General features: G+C 41.0%; 25 protein-coding genes. 12 read left to right on the top strand and 13 right to left on the bottom strand.

Annotated elements, in window-relative coordinates:
- Positions 1 to 4: 4 nt before the first annotated feature.
- On the bottom strand, positions 5 to 1,444 hold the full coding sequence (locus U5K72_12395) for a sodium:solute symporter family protein (protein MDZ7719609.1): 1,440 nt from the start codon (positions 1,442 to 1,444) through the stop codon (positions 5 to 7).
- Positions 1,445 to 1,647: 203 nt separating this feature from the next.
- Between U5K72_12395 and U5K72_12400 the strand changes: the two genes are divergently transcribed.
- From U5K72_12400 to U5K72_12425, 6 genes are all read left to right on the top strand, one after another.
- A complete protein-coding gene (locus tag U5K72_12400; GenBank protein MDZ7719610.1) occupies positions 1,648 to 2,340 on the top strand; it encodes a CDP-alcohol phosphatidyltransferase family protein in 693 nt (230 codons plus the stop codon).
- A gap of 267 nt (positions 2,341 to 2,607) precedes the next feature.
- Positions 2,608 to 3,552, top strand: a complete 945-nt coding sequence (paaA, locus tag U5K72_12405) for a 1,2-phenylacetyl-CoA epoxidase subunit PaaA (protein ID MDZ7719611.1) — start codon at positions 2,608 to 2,610, stop codon at positions 3,550 to 3,552.
- A gap of 195 nt (positions 3,553 to 3,747) precedes the next feature.
- Positions 3,748 to 4,053, top strand: a complete 306-nt coding sequence (gene paaB, locus U5K72_12410) for a 1,2-phenylacetyl-CoA epoxidase subunit PaaB (protein MDZ7719612.1) — start codon at positions 3,748 to 3,750, stop codon at positions 4,051 to 4,053.
- Between the two features lie 176 nt (positions 4,054 to 4,229).
- Entirely contained in the window at positions 4,230 to 5,018 is a 789-nt protein-coding gene (gene paaC, locus U5K72_12415; GenBank protein MDZ7719613.1) for a 1,2-phenylacetyl-CoA epoxidase subunit PaaC, read from the top strand.
- A gap of 115 nt (positions 5,019 to 5,133) precedes the next feature.
- Positions 5,134 to 5,571 carry a 1,2-phenylacetyl-CoA epoxidase subunit PaaD gene (paaD, locus tag U5K72_12420; GenBank protein MDZ7719614.1) on the top strand — a complete coding sequence of 146 codons (438 nt, stop codon included), beginning with the start codon at positions 5,134 to 5,136 and terminating at the stop codon, positions 5,569 to 5,571.
- Positions 5,572 to 5,817: 246 nt separating this feature from the next.
- A complete protein-coding gene (locus U5K72_12425; protein MDZ7719615.1) occupies positions 5,818 to 6,603 on the top strand; it encodes an enoyl-CoA hydratase-related protein in 786 nt (261 codons plus the stop codon).
- Between the two features lie 9 nt (positions 6,604 to 6,612).
- Here U5K72_12425 and U5K72_12430 read toward each other — a convergent pair whose 3' ends face one another.
- Positions 6,613 to 7,023 carry a type II toxin-antitoxin system VapC family toxin gene (locus U5K72_12430; protein ID MDZ7719616.1) on the bottom strand — a complete coding sequence of 137 codons (411 nt, stop codon included), beginning with the start codon at positions 7,021 to 7,023 and terminating at the stop codon, positions 6,613 to 6,615.
- The gene (locus U5K72_12435) at positions 7,020 to 7,256 is read right to left on the bottom strand and encodes a hypothetical protein (protein ID MDZ7719617.1); all 237 of its coding nucleotides are present in this window, start codon (positions 7,254 to 7,256) and stop codon (positions 7,020 to 7,022) included. The genes U5K72_12430 and U5K72_12435 overlap by 4 nt, the downstream gene beginning before the upstream one ends.
- 128 nt (positions 7,257 to 7,384) lie before the next feature.
- Here U5K72_12435 and U5K72_12440 point away from each other — a divergent pair, with 128 nt between their 5' ends.
- The 3 genes from U5K72_12440 to U5K72_12450 all read left to right on the top strand — a co-directional run bounded on the left by U5K72_12440 (position 7,385) and on the right by U5K72_12450 (position 10,253).
- Positions 7,385 to 8,554: a 3-hydroxyacyl-CoA dehydrogenase NAD-binding domain-containing protein gene (locus tag U5K72_12440; protein ID MDZ7719618.1), complete on the top strand. Its 1,170-nt coding sequence runs from the start codon at positions 7,385 to 7,387 to the stop codon at positions 8,552 to 8,554.
- Positions 8,547 to 8,984 (top strand): hotdog fold thioesterase, encoded by a 438-nt coding sequence (locus U5K72_12445; protein MDZ7719619.1) that lies wholly within the window; start codon positions 8,547 to 8,549, stop codon positions 8,982 to 8,984. The genes U5K72_12440 and U5K72_12445 overlap by 8 nt, the downstream gene beginning before the upstream one ends.
- Positions 8,985 to 9,161: 177 nt before the next feature.
- Positions 9,162 to 10,253 carry a PP2C family protein-serine/threonine phosphatase gene (locus tag U5K72_12450; protein MDZ7719620.1) on the top strand — a complete coding sequence of 364 codons (1,092 nt, stop codon included), beginning with the start codon at positions 9,162 to 9,164 and terminating at the stop codon, positions 10,251 to 10,253.
- On the opposite strand, the gene tkt is transcribed toward U5K72_12450, so the two are convergent.
- From tkt to uvrC, 9 genes are all read right to left on the bottom strand, one after another.
- Positions 10,242 to 12,245 (bottom strand): transketolase, encoded by a 2,004-nt coding sequence (tkt, locus tag U5K72_12455; protein MDZ7719621.1) that lies wholly within the window; start codon positions 12,243 to 12,245, stop codon positions 10,242 to 10,244. The genes U5K72_12450 and tkt overlap by 12 nt on opposite strands.
- A gap of 130 nt (positions 12,246 to 12,375) precedes the next feature.
- Positions 12,376 to 13,407 carry a tetratricopeptide repeat protein gene (locus U5K72_12460; protein MDZ7719622.1) on the bottom strand — a complete coding sequence of 344 codons (1,032 nt, stop codon included), beginning with the start codon at positions 13,405 to 13,407 and terminating at the stop codon, positions 12,376 to 12,378.
- Positions 13,408 to 13,526: 119 nt separating this feature from the next.
- Entirely contained in the window at positions 13,527 to 14,237 is a 711-nt protein-coding gene (locus U5K72_12465) for a TIGR00730 family Rossman fold protein (GenBank protein ID MDZ7719623.1), read from the bottom strand.
- A 3-nt stretch (positions 14,238 to 14,240) separates the two neighbouring features.
- Positions 14,241 to 14,867: a DUF5683 domain-containing protein gene (locus U5K72_12470; protein ID MDZ7719624.1), complete on the bottom strand. Its 627-nt coding sequence runs from the start codon at positions 14,865 to 14,867 to the stop codon at positions 14,241 to 14,243.
- Positions 14,854 to 15,771 (bottom strand): ParB/RepB/Spo0J family partition protein, encoded by a 918-nt coding sequence (locus U5K72_12475; protein ID MDZ7719625.1) that lies wholly within the window; start codon positions 15,769 to 15,771, stop codon positions 14,854 to 14,856. The genes U5K72_12470 and U5K72_12475 overlap by 14 nt, the downstream gene beginning before the upstream one ends.
- A gap of 6 nt (positions 15,772 to 15,777) precedes the next feature.
- Positions 15,778 to 16,578: an AAA family ATPase gene (locus U5K72_12480; GenBank protein ID MDZ7719626.1), complete on the bottom strand. Its 801-nt coding sequence runs from the start codon at positions 16,576 to 16,578 to the stop codon at positions 15,778 to 15,780.
- A gap of 166 nt (positions 16,579 to 16,744) precedes the next feature.
- Positions 16,745 to 17,347: a hypothetical protein gene (locus tag U5K72_12485; GenBank protein MDZ7719627.1), complete on the bottom strand. Its 603-nt coding sequence runs from the start codon at positions 17,345 to 17,347 to the stop codon at positions 16,745 to 16,747.
- Positions 17,344 to 17,934 (bottom strand): sigma-70 family RNA polymerase sigma factor, encoded by a 591-nt coding sequence (locus U5K72_12490; GenBank protein MDZ7719628.1) that lies wholly within the window; start codon positions 17,932 to 17,934, stop codon positions 17,344 to 17,346. Before U5K72_12490 ends, U5K72_12485 begins: the two co-directional genes overlap by 4 nt.
- A 257-nt stretch (positions 17,935 to 18,191) precedes the next feature.
- The gene (gene uvrC / locus U5K72_12495; protein ID MDZ7719629.1) at positions 18,192 to 20,033 is read right to left on the bottom strand and encodes an excinuclease ABC subunit UvrC; all 1,842 of its coding nucleotides are present in this window, start codon (positions 20,031 to 20,033) and stop codon (positions 18,192 to 18,194) included.
- 79 nt (positions 20,034 to 20,112) lie between these two features.
- On the opposite strand from uvrC, the gene U5K72_12500 reads away from it, so the two are divergent.
- The 3 genes from U5K72_12500 (at position 20,113) to U5K72_12510 (ending at position 22,049) form a co-directional block, all read left to right on the top strand.
- Positions 20,113 to 20,808, top strand: a complete 696-nt coding sequence (locus U5K72_12500; GenBank protein MDZ7719630.1) for an RluA family pseudouridine synthase — start codon at positions 20,113 to 20,115, stop codon at positions 20,806 to 20,808.
- 357 nt (positions 20,809 to 21,165) lie between these two features.
- The gene (locus U5K72_12505; protein ID MDZ7719631.1) at positions 21,166 to 21,483 is read left to right on the top strand and encodes a hypothetical protein; all 318 of its coding nucleotides are present in this window, start codon (positions 21,166 to 21,168) and stop codon (positions 21,481 to 21,483) included.
- Positions 21,484 to 21,491: 8 nt separating this feature from the next.
- Positions 21,492 to 22,049 (top strand): hypothetical protein, encoded by a 558-nt coding sequence (locus tag U5K72_12510; GenBank protein MDZ7719632.1) that lies wholly within the window; start codon positions 21,492 to 21,494, stop codon positions 22,047 to 22,049.
- A 3-nt stretch (positions 22,050 to 22,052) separates the two neighbouring features.
- Here U5K72_12510 and rmuC read toward each other — a convergent pair whose 3' ends face one another.
- Entirely contained in the window at positions 22,053 to 23,381 is a 1,329-nt protein-coding gene (gene rmuC, locus U5K72_12515; protein MDZ7719633.1) for a DNA recombination protein RmuC, read from the bottom strand.
- Positions 23,382 to 23,580 lie beyond the last annotated feature (199 nt).

Genomic DNA, 23,580 nt, shown 5'->3' on the forward strand with positions numbered 1-23,580 from the left:
AGGATTATCGAAACAGGTTGCGAATCCTGGAGACCCCCATAATTGTGATCAAGCCTGAAACCATCGCAAGAGTTCTGAATGGAAACAGATTCACTCCATCTTCAATCATAGGATAAGGCAGCATAATTGGAATACCGAGCGTAGGGTCTCCCCCACCAAATCTCAAAAACGCAGCAACGATAAAACCGGCTACAGCGCCTGCCGAGTTTGCTTTGGGATCAAATAAAGAACAGACCAGCGCGGGAAACAGCAGGCAGTACACAAAATCGCTGCACAGAAACCACAACTCATACACACTTTGAATGTTGAGGGCAATAAGCATCGCGGCAATCCCAATGATCCAGATCATTCGCTGAACGAGTTTTCGGAGGGATTTCGTATCAATTTTTGGTTTGAAAAGCGGGCGATATACGTTCCATCCCGACATGGAGGATGCAGAAAGAATAGAGGAGTCAGCCGATGACATCACAGCAGCTGCAACGGCTCCCAATCCAATAATTCCCGCCCAGGCCGGGGTCAGATAGCGGACTACCCACGGTAAAATTGAAGCTGCATCCGGCGGTGCAGGTGCGCCAATTGAACTCCAGTCAGCCACCTGCCCGATAATACCAATCATAACTGCAGGAACCGCGGCGGCAAGACAGACAAATCCCGCTATAACTGACAGACGAACGGCTGTTTTTGCATCCCGGGAGGCGAGTACCCGCTGGAAATAAACCTGCCATGGAATACCGCCAAGACTAAGCAACAGGGCGTAATCCCACCAGTTCCAGTAATAATTACCAAGGGCTTCTTTACTTGGCAAAAAACTGGCGGCAGCACCAAACTGCTGTTGATACTGATCCCATGCCGCAGGCCAGCCTCCTACTGCATCGAGTGCAAACGGAATTGTAAGAGTGAGCCCCACAAACAGAAGAATAAGCTGTATAAAATCTGTGAGGGCAACTGCCCAAAGTCCACCCAACGCTGTATAAGCAATGGTGATTAAAGCGGATAGTATAATGGCAGTTGTAGTATCCAGACCTGCAATTGCTCCAAATGTGGTTCCCAATGCGGTTAAAATAGCAGCCGTCCAGAACAACTCACCCGACAGAGCAGGTAAGAAAAACAGAGCTGAAACTCGTTTTCCAAACTTCTCCTCCAAAGGATCTAACATGGTTCGATATCCTCTGCGACGCATCTTTCGCGCAAAAAAAAGACCGCCAATAATCAGGCTCAAGGCATAACCCCAGGGAGCCTGAACCCATACCAATCCGGAACTGTATGTGTACTCTGCCGTTCCGTTGATGTAACCTCCGCCCACCCACGTTGCACTCATCGTAAAAATAGCCAGGAACAATGGGAGTTTACGGCCGGCAAGAAGAAAGCTATCACTGCCGCCCCCTTTCTGTAGTTGTGCGGCGTACGCTCCAATCCCGAAAATCAGGGAGTAAAATACCATCATAGAGATGTAAGCCGGCCAGCTCAGAGGGTTATCCGTAAAGAGATGTATTCCTAAACCAGACAGCAGCAAGAAGCCCGATCAGCCATAAGGCAGGACGCATTGCCGCCTGGATACCATTTTTTATATTTTCATTATTCATACTTCAGCAAAAAATAGTTATATATGCTGACAGTTCTAACGGCAATATCAATTACAAAAGAAAAATGCTCAAACGTCTGAAGGCATGGACGGTACATCTTTTTACCGCAAGCGGAATCATAGCTGTTTTTATGGCCCTTATTTCAACCGCCGAAAATGACTTTCGGACCGCAATGCTATGGTTAATCGCCGCTCAGCTGATCGATGGCGTGGATGGCACACTGGCTCGCAGATACAACGTACAGAAGGTGTTACCAAAAGTAAGTGGTAAGAGCATCGATTTTGTGATCGACTTTTGCGGATATGCCGTTATACCCGCATTTATGATTTACCAGGCTGCACTAATGCAAGAGTGGGTTGGCCTTTCCATGGCATTATTAATTGTTTTTACATCTGCAATCTATTACGGAAAAACGGGGATGATTACGGATGATTTTTACTTCAAAGGATTTCCGGTTATGTGGAACATGGCAGCTTTTTACCTGATATTCATCTTTAATTTTCCCGATACTTTAAATGCTGTTCTGATTTTTTTACTCGCCGTAATGCAGTTTCTTCCCATCAAGTTTGCTTATCCAAGTATGACCTCACGATGGAAACCCGCCACGTTAACATTTACAACAATATTAATGGTATCCATGACGGGAATGTTGATTTTATATCCCAATTATCCCGATTTCCTATACTGGGGCCCTATTATCAGTCTTGATTATTTTGCCGTATTTGGTTTTGCTGCAACATTTATTTTCAAAGAATGAACTATCTCGGGGCAGAGCCCACAAGGTATCAACACGTCCCAAATAATTTTAGGCTAACTATAATTTTTTCTTTAAGTGTCCCCTTTTTGGAAAGGGGGAATTGTCTTTTCCGACCCAGAGAAGCAGGGAATTAAACCACTTTAGATTAAAGACAGCTGATTGATTTTATTTTTGATCAAACCATACAAAAAAGCCTTTCTCTCCTTTGAAATGATTTAGCTATATTACCGTTAATAAAGTGTGTTATTAAAACAGAAAAGCGCTTTTATGACTGAAGAAGAGAAAAGAGAAGCCTTCCAGGAACGGATCGATAATGGTGAAAAAATTGAGCCCAAAGACTGGATGCCGGACCGATATCGTCAGCAGTTAATTCGAATGATGAGCCAGCACGCCCACTCCGAAATTGTTGGAATGCTGCCCGAAGGAAACTGGATCACACGTGCTCCTTCCCTCAAACGAAAAATGGTGCTTCTTGCAAAAGTGCAAGACGAAGCGGGACACGGTATGTATCTCTACAGTGCCACTGAGACATTAGGAGTGCGTAGAAAGGATTTGATCGAAGATTATCTGTATGGAAGCGCAAAATACTCGAGTATTTTTAATTATCCCACGCTCACATTTGCTGATATTTGTGTGATAGGATGGCTGGTGGATGGTGCGGCAATTGTGAATCAAACCATGCTGGCTAAATCATCATACGGACCCTACTCCCGGGCGAATATCCGAATTTGCAGAGAGGAAAGCTTTCATAAAAAACAAGGGTATGAGATGCTCGCAAAAATGGCTGATGGGACTCCTGAACAACAAAAAATGGCACAGGATGCCGTCAATCGCTGGTGGTGGCCAACACTAATGATGTTTGGCCCGCATGATGAAGATTCTCCAAATAGCGAAGAACTGATCAAATGGGGTGTAAAGACAAAGACGAATGATGAACTTCGCCAGGATTTTGTCGACAGAACCGTGATGGAAGCGAAGGCGATTGGCATAACTCTTCCCGATTCTGAATTGAAATACAACGAAGAAACCGGGCACTGGAATTTTGGTGAAATTCCGTGGGACGAATTCTGGAGTGTCATTAAAGGTGACGGCCCGATGAACCGCGAACGGATGAAAGCACGAAGAAAAGCCTACGAAAAAGGTGAATGGGTTCGTGAGGCAGCAATGGAGTATGCGAGAAAACAGAAGTTGAAAGAAGAAAAAGCGTCATAGTATTTCTCCCCTCTTGGGAGGGGAAAGTGAAATGAGCGTTCAGCGAATGAACTCGGGGTGGGTTCAATTGAATATCTATTTAAATAAGGGTTACACTTCAAGCCACGAAGAACCCACCCCTGATTGTTACGCTAAACGCTACACAATCTGTCCCCTCCCAAGAGGGGAATTAAAAACTGAAACAAATTTTCATTAATGACTAAGAATTCAAACAATCAATCTGAATGGCCTCTTTGGGAAGTTTTCTATCAACCCAAAGACGGGAAACCGTTTGAGCACGCCGGAAGTGTTCATGCTGCCGATGCGGAAATGGCAATGCAAAATGCCCGGGATACCTATGCCCGGCGAAGTGAAGGAATCGCAATTTGGGTGGTTCCGTCTGATCAGATCACGGCTTCAACCACCGAAGATGAAGAACCGTTTTTTGATCCCGCGAATGATAAACCGTATCGGCACCCACAGTTTTACAGTACGCCGAGAGCAGTGAAGAAGAGAAAATAGTATTTGTACAACGGGCAGCTTGCCCGTTATCTCCCAATGAAAATCTAGATTAATATTGTATAACATGGATTGTGGAGCCGGACAAGCTGTCCGGCCTACAAACATCACTGGCGCAAGCGTCTCGCTTGTGCCTTTAATTAGGTGAGACGGAAAATTCAGTACAAGACTGTCAAAAAATGAGTACACTCGATATCAAACCCGAAACTAAAAACAAAATACTCGTCGAAGTCATGCTTCGGCTGGCGGATGATCGTCTGATCCACGGCCACCGTCTTTCCGAATGGACAGGACACGGACCGGAGTTGGAGGAAGATCTTGCACTTGCCAACGTTGCATTAGATATGATTGGACATGCCGCGGCACTTTACAGCTACGCTGCAGAAATTGAAGGAAAAGAGGATGAGGATTATTACGCCTATTTTCGCGATGACATCGATTTTAAAAATGTGGCAATGATGGAGCTGCCAAAAGGTGATTTTGCCTTTACCATTGCCCGGCTTTTTCTCTTCAGTGCATACAGTTACCATCTCTACAAAGATCTAATTCAAACTGTCGAAGATGAGCAGCTCAATGGAATGCTTCAGAAACATTTCAAAGAGATTAAATACCATCTGCGCCACAGCCGGGAATGGGTGTTACGATTGGGAGACGGAACTGAAGAGAGTCACAAGCGAATTCAGAATGCTTTTGATGAAATCTGGATGTACACCGGTGAACTTTTTGATCTGGATGAGGCCGATCAAGCAGCTATTGAACAACGTTTATTTGTGGATGTTACTGCTTTCAGGAATGAATGGAAAAGTTTGGTTAATGAAGTACTAAAAGAAGCAACGCTCAACGTTCCTGATGACGACCAATATATGTTTTCAGGTGCGAGACAGGGCCGGCATACGGAGTATCTGGGCAGATTACTGGCAGAAATGCAGTTTTTAAGACGATCATACCCGGATGCGGAGTGGAAATGAAAGTACAACGGGCAGCTTGCCCGTTACTTTATAATGGAAATTATAGATTTTAAGATAACCAAGGACACAAGCGAGACACTTGCGCCATCTCAGTCTATTTACCATCTACTGAAACATGAAACAAAAAACAGAACTCATATCACAAGATAAAATCTGGTCCTGGCTTGAAGAAGTGACCGATCCAGAAATTCCTGTACTTAATGTAGTGGAGATGGGAATTGTGCGAGACGTTAAGATAGATGAGGACCAGGTAACTGTGAAAATCACCCCTACTTATTCCGGTTGCCCTGCGATGAATGCGATTGAAATGGCGATTCATCAAACCTTGAAGAAAAAAGGAATCGGATCTTTCAAAATCCTTACCGATTATAAAGAAACATGGACAACAGATTGGATGACGGACGAAGCTAAACTAAAATTGAAAGAGTATGGCATTGCTCCTCCTGATAAAACAGATGCAGATTCTGAGGATTACCTGATCGGATTAAAAAACTCCCAAAAAGTGGTGCCATGCCCCTATTGTGAATCAACAGAAACAGAAGCTTCAAAGTGAGTTTGGATCCACAGCCTGCAAAGCACAATATTACTGTAACGAATGCGAACAACCTTTTGAGCATTTTAAGTGTATTTAAAAAGTACAACGGGCAGCTTGCTCATCGTAGCTTAAAAATGATGATATAGTTTTTATTGACTTTCAAACCACAGTTTTAATTAGTATTCCAAAGAGTTTTCTTATATACACGAATCATTTCACCATTAAAACTACATTTGCCGGACAAGCTGTCCGGCGTACAAATCCATGTCTCTAATACTTACCGATACTTCAAATCAAATTCTCACTATCACACTTAACCGGCCGGATAAGTTTAACAGCTTTACCGAGCCGATGGCACTGCAATTACAGGAAGCACTCAAAAAGGCAGAATCTGATGAAGTTCGTTGTGTAATTTTAAATGCGAATGGAAAGGCATTTTGTGGCGGACAGGATCTTCCTGAAGTTGTTAATCGGGAAGAAAAGGAGGATAAGTATGAACTATCCGATACTGTTCGAACAAGTTATAATCCTGTCATCAGAGCGATTCGTAAACTGCCGAAGCCTGTGATATGTGCTGTCCAGGGAACAGCAGCTGGTGCCGGTGCTAATATAGCGTTTGCATGTGATATTGTTGTTGCATCCGAAGAAGCAGTATTCGTTCAGGCATTCAGTAAAATTGGGCTCATTCCTGACAGCGGCGGAACATTCTTCCTTCCACGTCTCATTGGAATCGCACGGACCAATGCACTTTATCTTCTGGATGAAAAGATCACTGCCGATAAAGCTGTTGAGATCGGATTAATTTATAAATCCGTCGAGACAGATCAACTTGAAAATGAGGTGAAATCTATCGCTCAAAAACTGGCATCCATGCCTACGAAAGCGTTTGGATTATATAAGGATGCCATCAATCAAACCTTTGAAAATGACCTGGATCAACAGCTTTCACTGGAAGCAGATTTGCAGAGTGAAGCTGGAAAATCCAATGATTATAAAGAAGGGGTTCAAGCTTTTTTGGAGAAACGCATACCGAGTTTTAAAGGAAAATAGAAAAGACTTTCAGACATATTCAAGATGATGCCCAAAGGGAGTATTTTTCATTCCGTTAAAAAATCGTTTATCAGCAGTAAATATTTTTTCATCAAACTCTATTGCAACCGCTAAATAACATGCATCATATAAAGAAATGGAAAGAGCCGAAGAGAGATCAAAAGCGATGTTCGAAATCAAAGAATATGGAATTATTTCAAAAGGAATGTTTCTAATCTCCTGATACATTTTATTCGCGTCCTCTCTGTCAACCAGTTTTTGGCGGACTTTTTTGGTGACAACCGCATCAAATTCAATGAAAAAAAGATCCGGAGCCATCATTTTGTTATGGCTTTTAAAGATCTCCCCGGCCATTTCGTAACCCGTTTCAGGCAGAAACCATTTAATGGCCACACACGCATCAATAACAGGAATGCTCATCGCTCCCTGTCCTCAGAAAGTTCTTCCCCACTGTCGGGAAATGATTTGCCTGAAGCTTTATATTTGACCAATATCTCATTCACTCTGCTTCGGGTCTCCTCAATATCGGGCTTTGCATGAAATTCGACCAACTCTTTAAGCTCTTCTTGTAGTGATCTGTTATTGCTACTCGCCCTCTCTTTTAGCCTCTTAAGAGTATTTTTATCAATATTTCTGATTAGAACATCTGCCATATTTATTCTATAATAAGTTTTTATGATATCATAATGATATCGTTTTTTAATCAGTTTTACAACTCTTGGTTTTGACGTATGAATGATTATTTTCTGATAGTAAAACTTTTAGCAAAAATATCAAGAAAGTGAAAAAACGCATACATATAGGAGTTGTTGGAGCCGGAACGATGGGGTCCGGAATTGCCCAAATCGCAGCCACGCATGGTCATGAAGTTTACCTGTTTGATGCGTATAAAGATCAGCTCGAAAAATCAGAACAGGGACTTCTGAAAATTCTGAACCGCCAGGTGACAAAAGACCGGATGACACAAAAAGAGATGGATGGTATACTCAACAGAATTCATTTTGTCGATCACCTGAATGATTTTGATAGCTGTGAGATCGTGTTTGAAGCGATTATTGAAAATCTCCAGGCAAAAAAAGATCAGTTTGCCAGGCTTGAGGGAATTGTAAAAAGATCATGTATTTTGGCAACCAACACCTCCTCCCTCTCCATCGCTTCCATATCTTCTGCCCTCAAAAAACCTGGACGATTTCTTGGAGTTCATTTTTTTAATCCTGCTCCGGTTATGAATCTTGTGGAGATCATCCCGGGAATATCAACATCCGGTGAGATTACTGAGAAAGTTCAATCACTCATCAGCGATTGGAAAAAAGTGACTGTTATCGCAAAAGATACTCCCGGATTTATTGTCAATCGTGTAGCTCGTCCGTTTTATGGTGAAGCTCTCCGAATATATGAAGAAGGAATTGCGGATGTTGCAACCATCGACTGGGCAATGAAAGAGATCGGCGGTTTTAAAATGGGACCGTTTGAGTTGATGGATCTCGTGGGGAATGATGTGAATTATGAAGTAACGGAGACCATCTTTAAAGAGTTTTACTATGATCCCCGGTTCAAACCTTCATTTGCACAAAAGCGCCTTGTAGAAGCCGGCAGATATGGCAAGAAGACAGGTATCGGCTTCTATAACTATGATGATCCGTCAAAAAATCCCGAGCCAAACAAGGATAAAAAAATTGGGCAAAAAGTTTTCAATCGGATTTTAACGATGCTGATCAATGAAGCCGCCGATGCCGTTTTTATGAATGTAGCATCGATCGAGGAGGTTGATCTGGCGATGAAAAATGGCGTAAACTATCCTAAGGGACTTCTTGAATGGGCGGATGAAATCGGCCTGGGTGTAATTTTAAACAGGATAGAAGCTCTCCAGGAGATGTATGGCGAAGATCGGTATCGCCCCAATCCTTTGCTAAAACGGAAAGCAGCGAAAGGAGAACAGTTTTATGAGTGATTCCTCGAAACCATCTGCTGAGACGATTGTAAAACACATGCTGCAACATGATGCATTCAGCCAGTGGTTGGGCATTGAACTGATTGATGTTAAAGAAGGAGCATGCACTTTAAAATGCACTCTGACTGACAAAATGCTGAACGGTTACAAAATTGCTCATGGTGGTATCATTTTCTCACTGGCGGATAGCGCCATCGCTTTTGCATCTGCTTCGTATGGACGCCTGACAGTAGCTATTGATCATTCTATCTCGTTCACGAAAAAAGCTGTCTCTGGTGATGCTCTCACGGTAAAAGCCAAAGCACTATCAATGAAATTTAAAACCGGTGTTATACATGTGGATATCACAAATCAACACGATGAATTAATTGCAGTAATCAAGGGAACGGTTTATCGGAAAAGTGAAGAATTTAACCTTCAAAAAATATAGATCACTTTCTAAAATCGGACAAAAACAGTAGGGTATCAGGCAGCTATTTGATAACTTTTAGTGATGTCCAACGTAACAGAATAGTAAAATCACACTTTACAATAGCAGATGGGTTTAAAAAATGAAACAAGGTCTTCGTATAGCACTAAAGCTTTTTACGAAGAATATGTAACGGGGATGAACTCTAAGCAACTCGGTAAGGAGTTTCAATCCGATTCAGAACGAATAAAGCAGTTATATCACGATGCACTGCAGGAGCAAAATCCCGGTCTGCCAGCCGAACGAATACCTGTAGTGCAAAAATTTTTAAGCCTGCTCTCCTCCCTAACCAAACGTCTTAATCCGGTTCGAAGGCTTGTATTTGGCATTTCAGTTGTAAGTTTTGTTGCTCACTATGTTTTTTCTTTTGTGGGATTATCAGGTTTTCTCATTCACCCCCTTTTCCTGCCGCTTTCTTTTACGGGTATGCTATTAATTCTTCTGATTGAACTTCTTGAAAAATCTGACGTTCAAAAAGAACTCGATTTTGCCCGGGAAATTCAACTCAGTCTGTTACCTCCATCGAATGTAAAATTCAATCACCTTGAAATGTATTCCTTTGCAGCTACAGCTCAGGAAGTTGGCGGAGACTATGTAGATATTATTGAATCAAAAACAGGCACATATATTTTAATAGCTGATGTTTCTGGTAAAGGAATGAGCGCAGCTTTGTACATGGTTCGAATTCAGGCACTGGTTCATCTATTGATTAAAAAAATGGAGCCCAGTCCTAAGGAGTTGTTTATGGAGCTCAATAACTATGTGAAATCAAACAAAAGAGATAAGACATTTGTAACAGCTTGCGCCGCTTTTTTTCCCCATGGCGAAAATCATTTTAACTTTGCCCGTGCCGGACACAATATACCGCTTGTTTTCAGTAAAAAGCATGATGCCACCTTTCGGCTGGATACGGATGGTTTTGCTCTCGGTATGACCAGTACGAATGCACTTGGCAAAAAACTTCAGGAAAAGAAGTTTCTGTTTGAGCCCGGAGACAGCCTTCTTCTGTACACAGACGGACTTGTTGAGGCCCGAAATGATAAAAATGAAGAGTATGGCGAGGAACGCCTCGACGGCATTTTATCAATCTACGGATCACTGCATGCCAAGACGATTACTCAAAAAATTCGCTCTTCTATTGATCTGTTCATCGGGGATGAAAAACCGATCGATGATATCACTTTTACGACCATTCATAAGAATGAACCGCCTAAAAATTTAGCTGAGTAATTTCTCTGCGTTTTCAATAATAGAATTAACAGTTAAGCCAAGGTGTTCATAAGCCTCTTCATACGGTGCAGAGGTTCCAAACCTGTCTAAGCCCATTGCAATTCCCTTACTGCCAACCCATTGGTGCCAACCTAATGTAGTCGCTGCTTCAATAGAGATTCGGTTTTCTACAGCTGGTGGTAAAATTTTGTTCCTGTATTCCTGAGGTTGTTTTTTAAAAATTTCAATACATGGCATACTTACAACTCTCACTGCTGTACCATCTTCTTCCAATTTTTCAGCCGCTTCCAGAGCAAGGTGAACTTCTGATCCTGTAGACATAAGAATTAAATCCGGAGAATCTGCACTCTCTTTTTTGAGAATGTATGCACCTTTTTCAGCACCGGATACATCTTCATATTTAGTTCTGTCAATTGTTGGCAGTGATTGACGAGTCAATATCAAAAGTGAAGGCCCATCTTCTCTTTCAATAGCAGATTTCCAACTGATGGCGGTTTCATTTGCATCAGCAGGTCTGAGCAGATGTACATTCGGGGTAGCCCGAAGCGCCCCGAGATGTTCAATAGGCTGGTGTGTAGGGCCGTCCTCTCCCAATCCAATACTATCATGGGTAAACACAAAAATAGACGGTATTTCTGAAATAGCTGCAATTCGTATCGATGGTTTATTATAATCTGAAAATACAAGAAATGTACCTCCATAAGGTATTATACCTCCGTGAAGAGCCATACCATTTAGCGCAGCAGCCATACCATGTTCGCGAACTCCATAGTGAAAGTTTCGTCCCATCCTGTTTTCAGCACTAAAAGATGATACATGTTCCATCTCAGTTTTGGTACTGCCGGCAAGATCGGCAGAACCACCTAATAAGTTCAAAATATGTTTACCAATGCTGTTTAAAACAACACCAGATGCTTTTCTGCTTGCCATTCCATTTTCATCAGCATCAAATTCAGGAAGTATTTCATCCCAATTATCAGGCGTCTTTCGACTTACAAAATTCTTAAATAATTCACTCTCATCCGGAAAATCTTTCTCATAAGCCGAGAGCTTATCATTCCATTTATTTTCCAGTTTCGCACCAGCTTCCACAGCTTTGCTCATATGCTCATATACGTCATCAGAAACCTGGAATTTTTCATCTGGATTTAAACCCAGCTTTTCTTTGGTAATTTTAATTTCATCTTCCCCAAGTGGTGCTCCGTGCGAATCGGCAGTTCCCTCTTTATTCGGACTCCCAAATCCAATTTTACTTTTACATTCAATGAGCGAAGGGGTATCAGTTTTTTTAGCTTTTTTGATTGCTTCCTCAATTTGAGTGTGATCGTGACCATCAATCACCTGAACATCCCAACCGTAGGCCTCAAAACGTTGTTTGGTATTGTCGGTAAATGCCAAATCAGTAGAACCTTCAATCGATATCTTATTTGAATCGTACAGATAGATAAGCTTGCTTAGCTTTAAGTGTCCGGCCAAAGATGCTGATTCATGAGAAATTCCCTCCATCAGATCTCCGTCACTCACAATTGCATACGTGTAATGGTCGATCAAATTAAATTGATCTTTGTTGAAGGTTTCAGCCAAAAACTCTTCTGCAATCGCCATTCCCACACCTGTTCCCAATCCTTGTCCTAAAGGGCCGGTAGTTGTTTCTACACCGGGTGTTAAACCAAACTCAGGATGACCAGGTGTCTTACTGCCTAACTGCCGGAAATTCTTAAGTTCATCAAGAGGCAGATCGTAGCCGGTAAGATGCAACAGCGAATAAAGAAGCATGGAACCATGACCGGCAGAAAGAATAAATCGATCACGATCAAACCAATTTGGATTTTTGGGATTATGCTTTAAAAATTTGGTCCAAAGTACATACGCAACATCTGCCATTCCCATTGGCATGCCGGGATGGCCGGAATTAGCTTCTTGAACAGCATCCATAGCTAATCCGCGAATAGTATTTGCACAGGCTTGATCGATTGTATTGGTTGTAGACATGTAGTTGATTGAATTTATTTTAAATATTCTTGGTCAAAAAGATAGTCAAGTTCATCTCAACGCAAAAATGATTTTGCAAAAAAAAAGCCGCCCCACATATCGGGACGGCTTTCAAATAAAGAAAATTAATCTATCTTCCGCTGGCTGAATGCCCTTCGCACTTCAACTCAAATTGAAGTTCGTGGTTCGCTGGTTCTGTAAAATCACCATATCTTGCGTTTTCAAATGCAGAACATGCCGCTTCGAAGTTACCTTGTCCTTTCAAAGCTGTGCCAAGTTCAAAGTATATTTTTGCTTTGTCACTTACACCGCCATTATGCAGTTCCAGTGATTCTCTGGCATGCGATTCTGCATCAGACCAGTTGGCCCGTTTATTTGCAATTTCAGCTAATCTGTAAGGGATGTTATGCGATGATTCATTATAGTTTCGTGCTCTGTTCAGGAGTTCAATAGCTCTGCTAAACTGTCTTTCCTCCGAAAGATTTACAGCGCGGAAAACAAGCTCCTCTGCTGCATTTTCACGAGCATTATTAAGTGCTTGAGTGTTATTTGTTTGCTGTGCAATTTCAATTGCCCTGTCAAATTGAGCCAGCCAGCCTTCTACATCCGAGGGCTCCATTCTCTTCATAACTATAGCTTTTTGATACTGTGCAACAGCATAATTGGGATTTAATTCAAGAGCCCTGTTCAGGTCTGCTAATGCCTCCTCATAATTCTCTTGTCTGAAATGGAGTACAGATCTCACATATATAAGTTGTGGTACTGCGCCCCTTGCCTGTTGTGCAACCTGGTCGTTTCCAAACTCTTCAGCTACTTCCTGCGACTCCTGGAAATATTCAATCGCTGTATTTATTGCTTCCATTGAGCGTTCACTTTGATACTGCTGATAAGCTCGTGAAGCCCGGGTGCCATAAATTCTTGGAAGCCGTTCTTCAATCAGATCCACTATATCAGTCAATTCATTTTCTCGAGCAACACTGAGTGCATCTCTGTAGAGAGTAATTGCCTGGTCTAATTGATTTTGCCCGGCCATTTCCTGTGCTTGGTTATAAAGCTGAATAGCCTCACCCCTCGCTTCGTCCTGAGCCATTGATAATTCTGCGAAACCCAACATAATAACAGCTGCCAGGCATTGTGTAAGTATAATTTTAAGTGATTTCATGTGAAATATAGTTTGTTTTGTTTCCTTCCAAGTAAACGCGATAAACATAATGAAATTATTTATACAAAATCATTATTTAAAATCTAAATATTTAAACAGCACTTTGGCAAAAATGTTTCTTAGTATGAAAAGTTTGGTTCTGGCTCTTTATCCTCATAAAAATCACAAATATGTTGCACTGCATCATCTACATCATCCGTTAAATAGAAAATATCCATATCATTTTCATGGATATAACCATTTTCGATCAACTTTTCCTGAATCCATTCAACCAATCCCTGCCAATACTCTTTACCTATGAGAACGATAGGGATTTTCATGATCTTCTCAGTTTGTATTAACGTAATTGTTTCAAATAGCTCATCAAGTGTTCCAAAACCACCCGGTAAAACTATAAATCCCTGAGCATATTTTACAAACATCACTTTTCGAACAAAAAAATATTTGAAATTAATTACATAATTGGGAGATACATACCGGTTAACGCCTTGTTCTTTGGGCAATTCAATGCCAAGTCCTACAGATTTTCCGTCGCTGTTAAAAGCTCCTTTATTTGCCGCTTCCATAACTCCGGGGCCGCCACCAGTGATTATTCCAAACCCGTTATCAGAAATAGCTTCAGCAGCTTTAACGGCCAGTTCGTAATATTCTGAGCCCGGTTTTACACGTGCAGATCCAAATATTGAAATACAGGGGCCCACTCGCATTAGAGTCTCATATCCGTCTACAAATTCACCCATAATTTTAAAAATACTCCATAAACTTCGGCTGCTTTCCGATTCAAACTGATCTGCATCAATATTATTGGAAAAAACTTTTGGCTTCTGCATATACTATTTTTTTAAAAATGAAAATTTAACCTGAATTCCCAGGCTTCTCTCAGCCAAAATTGTTGGCTGAACCGTTGCTCTGGCACTTAGATCATCCGAAACATCAAAATTTCGCATATGAGCAAAAATATAAGCGTCAATCGCATTTAATCCGTAAGCAAGACCTATAATGACAAACATCAAATCACGCCGATTTCTCAAATTGTTCCTGTTTGACTGAAGTTGATTTGCATTTACTCCTTCCAAACGTTCCGGAGTCGGCCCGAATTTTAAATCACTATCTTCCCCCTGGGTTGTGTTGTAATAGGCAGCACGATAGTCTTTATACTGTCCATTCACATAAGATGTGTATACTCCAAGCCCTGCAAATACACCATAGATAATGGGTACCTTCCAAATTTGATTGTTTATGACCTGTCCCCATCCCGGAATAATCAGCGATTTGTACAAAACTGACGTTGGATTTGGATATTCGCTGGATTGTGTTGTGTCTTCCTGCGAAAAATTCTGAGTAGAATATTGATGCAGCCTGTTTTCGAGCAGGCTGTAATTCGGCTGCAGCAACGATTGCTGAGCGTAAGAATTGAAAGTGATAAAAAAGAATACAAGAAAAAGATTAACCCATTTCATCGAAAAGTTGAATCAATCGTTCTAAATCTTCATCCGAGTAGTACTCAATCCGGATCTCTCCTCCCTTTGCCTTTTGTTTGATGTTTACTTTCGTACTTAGCTGTTTTCGCAGTCGTTTTGAAACATCATCTAAAAACGGGTTGTTTTTTGGGGCAGGTTTTTTTGAAGATTTCTGTTCTTTCTTTTTATCGTAAGACTTTACAAGCTCTTCCGTTTGCCGAACAGACAAATCTTTCTTTTGAATTTCTTTCAGAAGCTTCTTCTGGTCATCCTCATTTTTTACATTGATCAATGACCGGGCATGACCGGTTGAAATGGATTCATCCCGCAGTGCGGCCTGAATAAATGCCGGAAGTTGCAGGAGTCGCAGCATATTGGTAACTGTAGAACGGTTTTTCCCAACCCTCTCAGCTACTTCATTTTGTGTGTAATCACATTCGTCAATTAAGCGTTGATAACCCATCGAAATTTCGAGAGGATTTAATTCTTCCCGCTGTATATTTTCAATCAAAGCAAAAGCAATTATCTGTTCATCATTTGCTTCACGGATGTATGCAGGAATCTTCTTCAGTCCGGCAAGTTTAGTTGCTCGTAACCTGCGTTCTCCACTGATGAGCTCAAATCGTTTCTCCCCTATATGGCGAACAGTTATAGGCTGAATTAATCCATGTTTCTTGATGGATGTTGCCAATTGTTCAAGAGCTTCCTCTTTAAAATCGCTTCTGGGTTGATGCGGATTGGGGCGGATATTGTTTACTGGAATTTCCAGAACAATATTTACACGATCAGCGGGCTCTATAGGTACGGCGGTCTTGGTATTTTGTGATTTTTCCTGATCATCTGAATCCTCTTTATACTCAGGAAAAAAAGCTCCAAGACCTCTACCTAACACTTTTTTAGACATAACGCATTACGATTTAGACAGCGCGGGACTCGATTTAAACATCTTTTTATTGTTGTTGATAATTTCCCGGGCTAATGAGAGATAATTTTTAGCACCTGTACTGGAAGCATCATATAAAATAGCCGGTTTCCCAAAACTGGGAGCTTCTGCAAGACGTATATTTCGAGCAATAATTGTTGAAAATACCCTGTCATCAAAATATCGTTTTACTTCCTCCGCTACCTGATTTGAGAGACGAGTCCGTGTATCGTACATCGTGAGTAATACGCCTTCAATTTCAAGCTCCCGATTCAGATGTTGCCGGACTATCTTAATAGTGTTTAATAGCTGTCCTAAACCCTCTAAAGCAAAATACTCACACTGAACGGGAATCATCACAGAGTTCGATGCGGTAAGTGCATTTATTGTTAATAATCCCAGAGAGGGTGGACAATCAAAAATAATGAAGTCATATTTGTCCCGAATACCTTCAACTGCCTTCAGCAGTATTCGCTCTCTTTCATTTCTGTCAACCATCTCAATTTCAGCACCCACAAGATTAATGTGAGATGGTACAAGATCCAGATAGGGTAATTCTGTTTCGCGAATAGCATCCTCTACGTCTATACCGCCTACCATCACTTCGTATACCGAATTTGATACATTTTTAGACTCAATACCCAGTCCGCTTGTGGTATTGCTTTGAGGATCGGTATCTATAATCAGAGTAGGATGCTCAATAACAGCAAGGCTTGCAGCAAGATTGATTGCTGAAGTTGTTTTACCAACCCCGCCTTTTTGGTTGGCAATTGATATGATTTTTCCCATTCGCTTTCAGGGGTTAATTAATTCTGACAATTTTTAATATAAGCCTCACCTTATAGCTAACCAAAAGAAGTTATTCACATTTTAAAGTGGAAAACTTATCTCTATTTATTCCCAAGTAACTGATAAATAGTAACTAAGAGAATTTTTGCAAAATACACAGATCAGTTTAGTTTCCGCTGCCTGTCAACTGAAGTTGTTGTCGTCCGGAGGGTTCACCGACAGGATTTACAGGTGTTAGCTTCTTAAAACTTTCATTTCTGATGGAATCTGCCATCAAAGAAGTTCCCGAAGCAGCCTGTCCCTGAAAATAAAGTATTTCATTATTATCTACCCAGGGTTGTGTTCTATGCGAAGAGGGTGAAGATGTAGTTGCAGGTTGCGAAAGGAGTTGTGTACCACCAGCCGTGACAGAGGCCGATTCAGCTTGTTGATGACTGCTTTTTTTGTTGTCTTGCGAATCATCAATTAAAAATATTCCCGATGTAATGCCAACTAATAGAATAGCTGCCGCTGAATAAAAAATTGGCCTCCAGTACGCACTATTAGAACTTTGAGAATTGTTTTTTGCGGATTTATAGACAGCATCTACAACATGAGCGGGCGGACAAATGGGCTCAAGTTGATCAAGATTTTTAGAAATTTTTTTTAATGACTCAACCTCGATCAAAAGATCACTGTCATTTTTAAGATCCCTCTCGAATTCGAGTTTCTCGGAGGGGTCCATTTCATTGTATATGTAAGCTATGCTTCGATTTTCCCTGGTACTCATACACTATTTGATTCCTTCTCATGTTCCTCGTCGAACATTTTACGAAGATTGATCAGAGCATATCTCATTCTGCCCAGTGCCGTATTAATTGAGACATCTGTCAAATCAGCTATCTCTTTAAAAGGCATTTCGTAGTAATGTCGCAACATCACTACCGTTCGTTGTTCTTCGGGCAAATTCGATATATGCTTCATCAAACTTGACGTTGACTCATCCAGCTCAAGTTTTTCATCCTGAGCCATAGAATCCTCATCTGGCAATCTGTCGTAAAAATCAGTTTTCGACTCTTTATCATACGAGGATGTAACGTCTACAAATCGTTTTTGTTTTCTGATATGATCAATTGTTGCATTATGAGCAATTCTCATAACCCAGGCGATCCATTTTCCTTGTTCATTGTACGTATCATCCATTTTTGTGATGACCTTTGTGAACGTTTCCTGGAAAATATCATTCGCCGTTTCACGATTTTTTATCATGCTAAAAATGTAGGAATACACTTTTGCCTGATGGCGATTCATCAACTCTTTAAATGCCAGTTGATCATCATTTTCCCTGAACAGATGTACTAATTCACGATCTTTCATCTGTTCGTAATTTTTTGGTATGTGGTCTGAGTTATTAAGTCTCATAATTTTCGGGTCTATAATAGTGCTACTTCATGAGAGAAACAATATTCAACAAAGCGCCATTCACTCTATGAACTTGCCTCCATTTATTTAAAATACAACATAAAACATGCCAACACCCAGTTTATGACGAACTTTCATAGTCACCTAAACCAAGCTTTACTCATATTATAGAACACAAATAAACTTATCTATAACATTTTCATGTTAAATGGTTAACTATTTTCTAAAGCCGTGAAATATTGATACACCGCTTTTCCCGTCTTTTTACCAAGAAAGTCCTGAAGAGTTTCGAGTTCGCTCTCTTTTATTTTTTTTACCGAGCCAAAGTACTTTAATAGTTCCTGGGCTCTCTTTTGTCCAATTCCATCAATCTCTGTCAGTTCAGTTTTTAGCGTTCGTTTCCCTCTTTTTTGGCGATGGAATGCAATTGCAAACCGGTGGGCTTCATCTCTGGCGGATTGCAGCAGTTTTAAAGCAGGCGATTTTTTGGGTATCATAACCGGATCTGACTGTCCCGGTACAAACACCTCTTCAAGCCGTTTTGCCAATCCGGCCACTTCAACATGTTCGAGATAATCGATCTCTCTTAAAGCTTCAACAGCAGCATTTAGCTGACCTTTTCCACCATCAATTAAAACCAAGTCGGGCGGCTGCTGTTTCTCATTTTTAACACGCAAATACCTGCGCCTTACAACCTCTTTCATAGAGGCAAAATCATCTGCACCTTCCACGGTTTTTATATTAAACCGTTTGTACTCACTTTTTCGGGGTTTTGCATCCACAAAGCATACCATAGACGCCACAGGATCGGCTCCCTGAATATTAGAATTATCGAAGCATTCAATTCTGCGCGGCAATCTTTCGAGTCGGAGAAACTCTTTCAAATCTTTAACTGCCTGCGGAATTCGGTTTCTCTCTGCTTTCTCTTTTTCCAATTTTCTCTCTCCCAATTTCAACTTTGCATTTGAGATAGCCATCTCAATAAACTGCCGCTTCTCTCCTATTTTTGGCACTTTAATCGGTACTTTTTTTCCGTGTTCTTCCCATAAATATCCACTCAACGGTTCTATATCCTCGATTTCATCACTCAGATACACTTCATCCGGAATTGCACCTGCAAACTGCCCTGTATAGTAATCCTCAACAAAAGATTGCAGCATATTTCCACGATCTATTCCCTCAATATTCTTAAGAAACCGGTGAAATTTTCCAACCAGTTTACCCTCCCGGATTTTAAACAGAACACCACACGCTTCACTCAGTTCTTCATCAATCTGTATAGCAAAAAGGTCCCGATCAACTTTCTTATCATCTACAATCTTCATTTTTTGATTGTATTTTTGCAGCGCCTGTAAACTGTCCCGAAGGCGTGCAGCTTCTTCAAACGCTAAAGCATCCGATGCGATCGACATCTCTTCTTTTATCTCTCTCATCAATTTTTCAGTTCTCCCGGAGAGAAGTCGTTCCACTTTCTCCATAGCGTTTTGATATCGCTCCAAATCCCAGTCTCCGGAACAGTTTTCCAGGTAATCATCAAAACACGAATGCCACTTTGGCATACCCTTCGATTTATCGATCAGCTTGGGTGAAACAGCACAGGTACAGAGATCAAATGTATTTCGAATCGTTTCCAGCATCCTCCTCATCTGCCCCACATGATCGTAAGGACCATAATATTTACTGCCGTCTGTAATCACTGTTCGGGTAGGAAATACACGCGGACGCTCATCTTTGGTGATACAGATGTATGGATACGACTTATCATCCCGGTACATAATATTATACCTGGGTTGATGGCGCTTAATCAGTGTATTTTCCAGAATTAACGCCTCAGCTTCAGAGTCTGTAACAATCACTTCTACATCCACTATTTTATTTACCATCACACGAATTCGTCCATCGTGATTATTAGAATCCTGAAAGTAAGATCTCACCCTGTTTCTCAGCCGTTTTGCCTTTCCCACATAGAGATGGTTTCCTCGTTCATCCATAAACTGGTAAACACCCGGGCTTGTTGGTAAGTGAGCTATTTTTTCTTCAAGCGTTATAGACATGAAATTAAAATGACAGGGTTACAGCAAATGATTTTAACCGTTATCTTAAAAGTTAATCCAATGATAAATAACTAAGGAGATGAAAACCACCGGTACCGACCCCAATATTGAAATTCTTTTCGAGGATAATCACCTCTTGGCTGTAAATAAACCTGCAGGTATGCTATCACAAGAAGACCATACCGGTCAACCAGATCTTTTAACACTTTGCAAAGAGTACCTGAAGCAGGAATACAACAAAAAAGGAAATGTGTTTTTAGGATTACTCCATCGTTTAGACAAACCTGTAAGTGGCGTAATGTTATTCGCAAAAACCTCGAAAGCTGCATCAAGAATCAGTGAACAGATTCGAAAACGATCCATCAAAAAAAACTATCACGCAGTTGTTGAGGGGGAATCACCCAAAAACGGGATGCTCCAGGATTACCTCCTCAAGGACAATCAAACCAATACTGTTTCGATTGCTTCCAAAAATAATAAACGGGCTAAAAAAGCAGAACTGTACTATCAAAGAGAAAAAGTTGAAAATAATCTCTCTTTATTAAACATAACTCTCATTACCGGACGACCGCATCAAATTCGAGTTCAATTTTCGCATCTTGGCTATCCAGTTTGTGGGGATCAAAAATATGGCTCGAAACATACGTGTAATATATCTCTACATGCTACGCAATTAACGTTTTCACATCCAACTCTTAAGAAGGAGATAACGATACGCTCAAAACTTCCAACTGGTTTTCCATGGGATTTTTTTAATAAAAGTGATAGTATTTAAATCGTTGAATGCGTTTACCGATGATCCAAAAAAATGTCCTTCCCCGCGATGGATTTCCATGAAAAAGCGTCTGAAGCCTAACTTTACCGAGGCTTCGGCAGACAGAAAGAGCGGATCTCCTTTGCCCAAGACATCCTTTTAAGGCCAGCGTTACGTCTTCTTATAGCAAGTCCCCAAAAAGGAAGCTTCAAGGTACTTTGACCGGTAAACGCGTTAATTGATTATCTGATACCTGGACTTCCTAAAATCTATACAACTGTTGAATGATTGGATATTTCAATTTGTTGATCATTTATAGAGAAATAAATACAACTCTATGTTAAAGCTCGATGGCGAAATAAGTATTATTTAAGTCCCATGGATAAGTTAGATCGTAAACAAGCGCTCATCCTCCTGCACTCTGTTGCAGACGGAGAAGCCAGCAATAAAGAGAAAGAGGCTTTCTTTGAGTTTATCAAAGATCATCCTGATATAGAGAAAGAGTACCAACAGGTGCTTGAATTGAAATTAGCGTTATCCGGTAAGTTGTCGAAAGAGTGTCCGGATTATCTTCGAAAACAAATATTTGATGCCATTGAGAGAGAGAAAAGGAACTTATTGATCAGGAGTGCACAATGTCATCTGCCGATAATTCTATACTTTCCACATTGCTCTCGGGAGCATCCGGAAAAATAATAAGATACGTGTCTGCTGCTGCTGTTGTATTGATTTTTTCTTTAGTAACAGTACAAATTCTCGAGAATACTGACATGCAGGCACCGGCTGATGAAATAATTGTTGAGCAGATAGCTGCAGATCATTTTGTTTCATCTTCGGGTTCAATAATTGAGCCACATTTTTCATCCGCTTCTGTGCAGGAAGCAGAAGCGTATCTATCAGAAAATCATAATATAGATCTCACAATTCCCGAAATTGAAGGGGCAGAATTTACCGGCATTGTATTTTCAAATTTCATAGATGAGTTCACTACACCACTTCTTGAATACGTTCAACCGGACATCGGCGAGACTATTTATATTTTTACATTTGAACTTGCCCAGGTTGAGGAACACACAACCCTCAAAAGAGATAAAAATGCGGTAGAATCCTGTCAGAAATCAGAAGATTTTTATGTTGCCGAAATTGACGGACATCATGTTGTTTCCTGGCATTGGGAGGATGACTGGTACACCGCAATTTCTAACCATGATGGGTATGCACTCGCCTCGCTTGTAGGGCCACTGAAAGATTCTTCAAATTAGAAACTATTCCAGTTCTTTTCTCTCCTCTAATGCTTTCTCCGTCATATCCTCAGGCAATTTTTTGGATGCATTCGCCCCAAGCTCTCTCAGTTTTTCGGCCTGTCCCACAAGATTTCCGGCGCCGGTAGAAAGTTGCTTCATAGCTGATTCGTAGGAATCACTTGTCTGGCGAATTCGCTTCCCAACATCTTCAAGATTATCCACAAATCCCACAAACTTATCATATAGAAGTCCTCCGCGGCTGGCAATTTCCATTGCATTCCTGTTTTGGTATTCCTGCTTCCAGATATTTTCAATAGTAGAGAGTGTAGCTAATAATGTGGTCGGGCTTACAATAATAATATTCCTCTCGAAGGCTTCATTATAAAGATCAGGATCGTTCTGCATTGCAACTCCAAATGCCGGTTCAATCGGGATAAACAATAACACAAAATCAGGGCTGTTAATCCCATGGATCTGATCATAATTTTTTGAATTCAGATTCCTAACATGTCCCCGAAGTGATTGAATGTGTTGTTTCAGATATTTCGTTTGCTCATCCAGATCATCTGTTGAGGAATATTTTTCATAGGCTGTCAGGGAAACTTTCGAATCTATAATCAATCTTTTTTCGTCCGGCAGTTTCACAATCACATCGGGTTGAAGGCGTCTTCCATCATCCATCGTGGTACTCTGCTGCGTTTCGTATTCAGAGCCCTTTTTTAAACCAGACCGCTCAAGAATTCTCTGAAGAATTACCTCTCCCCAATTTCCCTGTTTCTTGGTATCCCCTTTCAAAGCTTTGGTGAGGTTTTTAGCTTCCTCACTCATCTTCTGATTCATCTCCTGCAGCATCTTTAAATGCTGATCGAGAGCACTTCTCCCTTTGATATCCTCTTTGTGCGTCTCCTCGACTTGTTTTTTAAACTCAGATATCTTTTCACCCAGAGGTTTTAAAAGCTGATCGAGCTTCTCTTTATTCTGCTCGGTAAACTTCTTTGATTTTTCTTCTAAGATCTCATTTGCCAGGTTTTTGAACTCCGTTCTGAACTGTTCTTGAAGCTCCTCCAACTGACCTTTTTGCTCGGAGAGTTTCTCTTGAAGGTGAGAAAATTCTGCCTGCAGTTTGGTGAGCTCTTTTTCGGCCTGATTGGCCCGATCTGTTTCTGCCGAGAGTTTCGCTTCAGCCCTCTCCATTTCAGTCGACAATCTCAATTCAGCTTGATCTGCCGTTTGAGCTAAATTTTCGTTTCGCTCTTCAAGTCTGCTCTGTTTCGATTTCCCGATGAAATAGGCCAAAGCAAAACCAATCACAAAAAATATAATTGCACTCAGCAGAATAGAGATATCCATGAATTCCATTTGGTTTGATTTTTATGGAACATACAACTCAGGAGTGACAATTTCTGTCACCCTCCTGGAAATAATCTGATAAACTTCGAAACTTTTTTAGAGAAGCGGAGCTTCCAGAGTCCGTTCACGATGCTGGAGCTTCGGAACGAGTAAAACTTAAAAGATCAACATTTCATGACGCAAACGTCCACGTTTGTGA

This window comes from Balneolaceae bacterium (genome assembly GCA_034521495.1).
In the GTDB taxonomy this organism is placed as follows: domain Bacteria; phylum Bacteroidota; class Rhodothermia; order Balneolales; family Balneolaceae; genus Rhodohalobacter.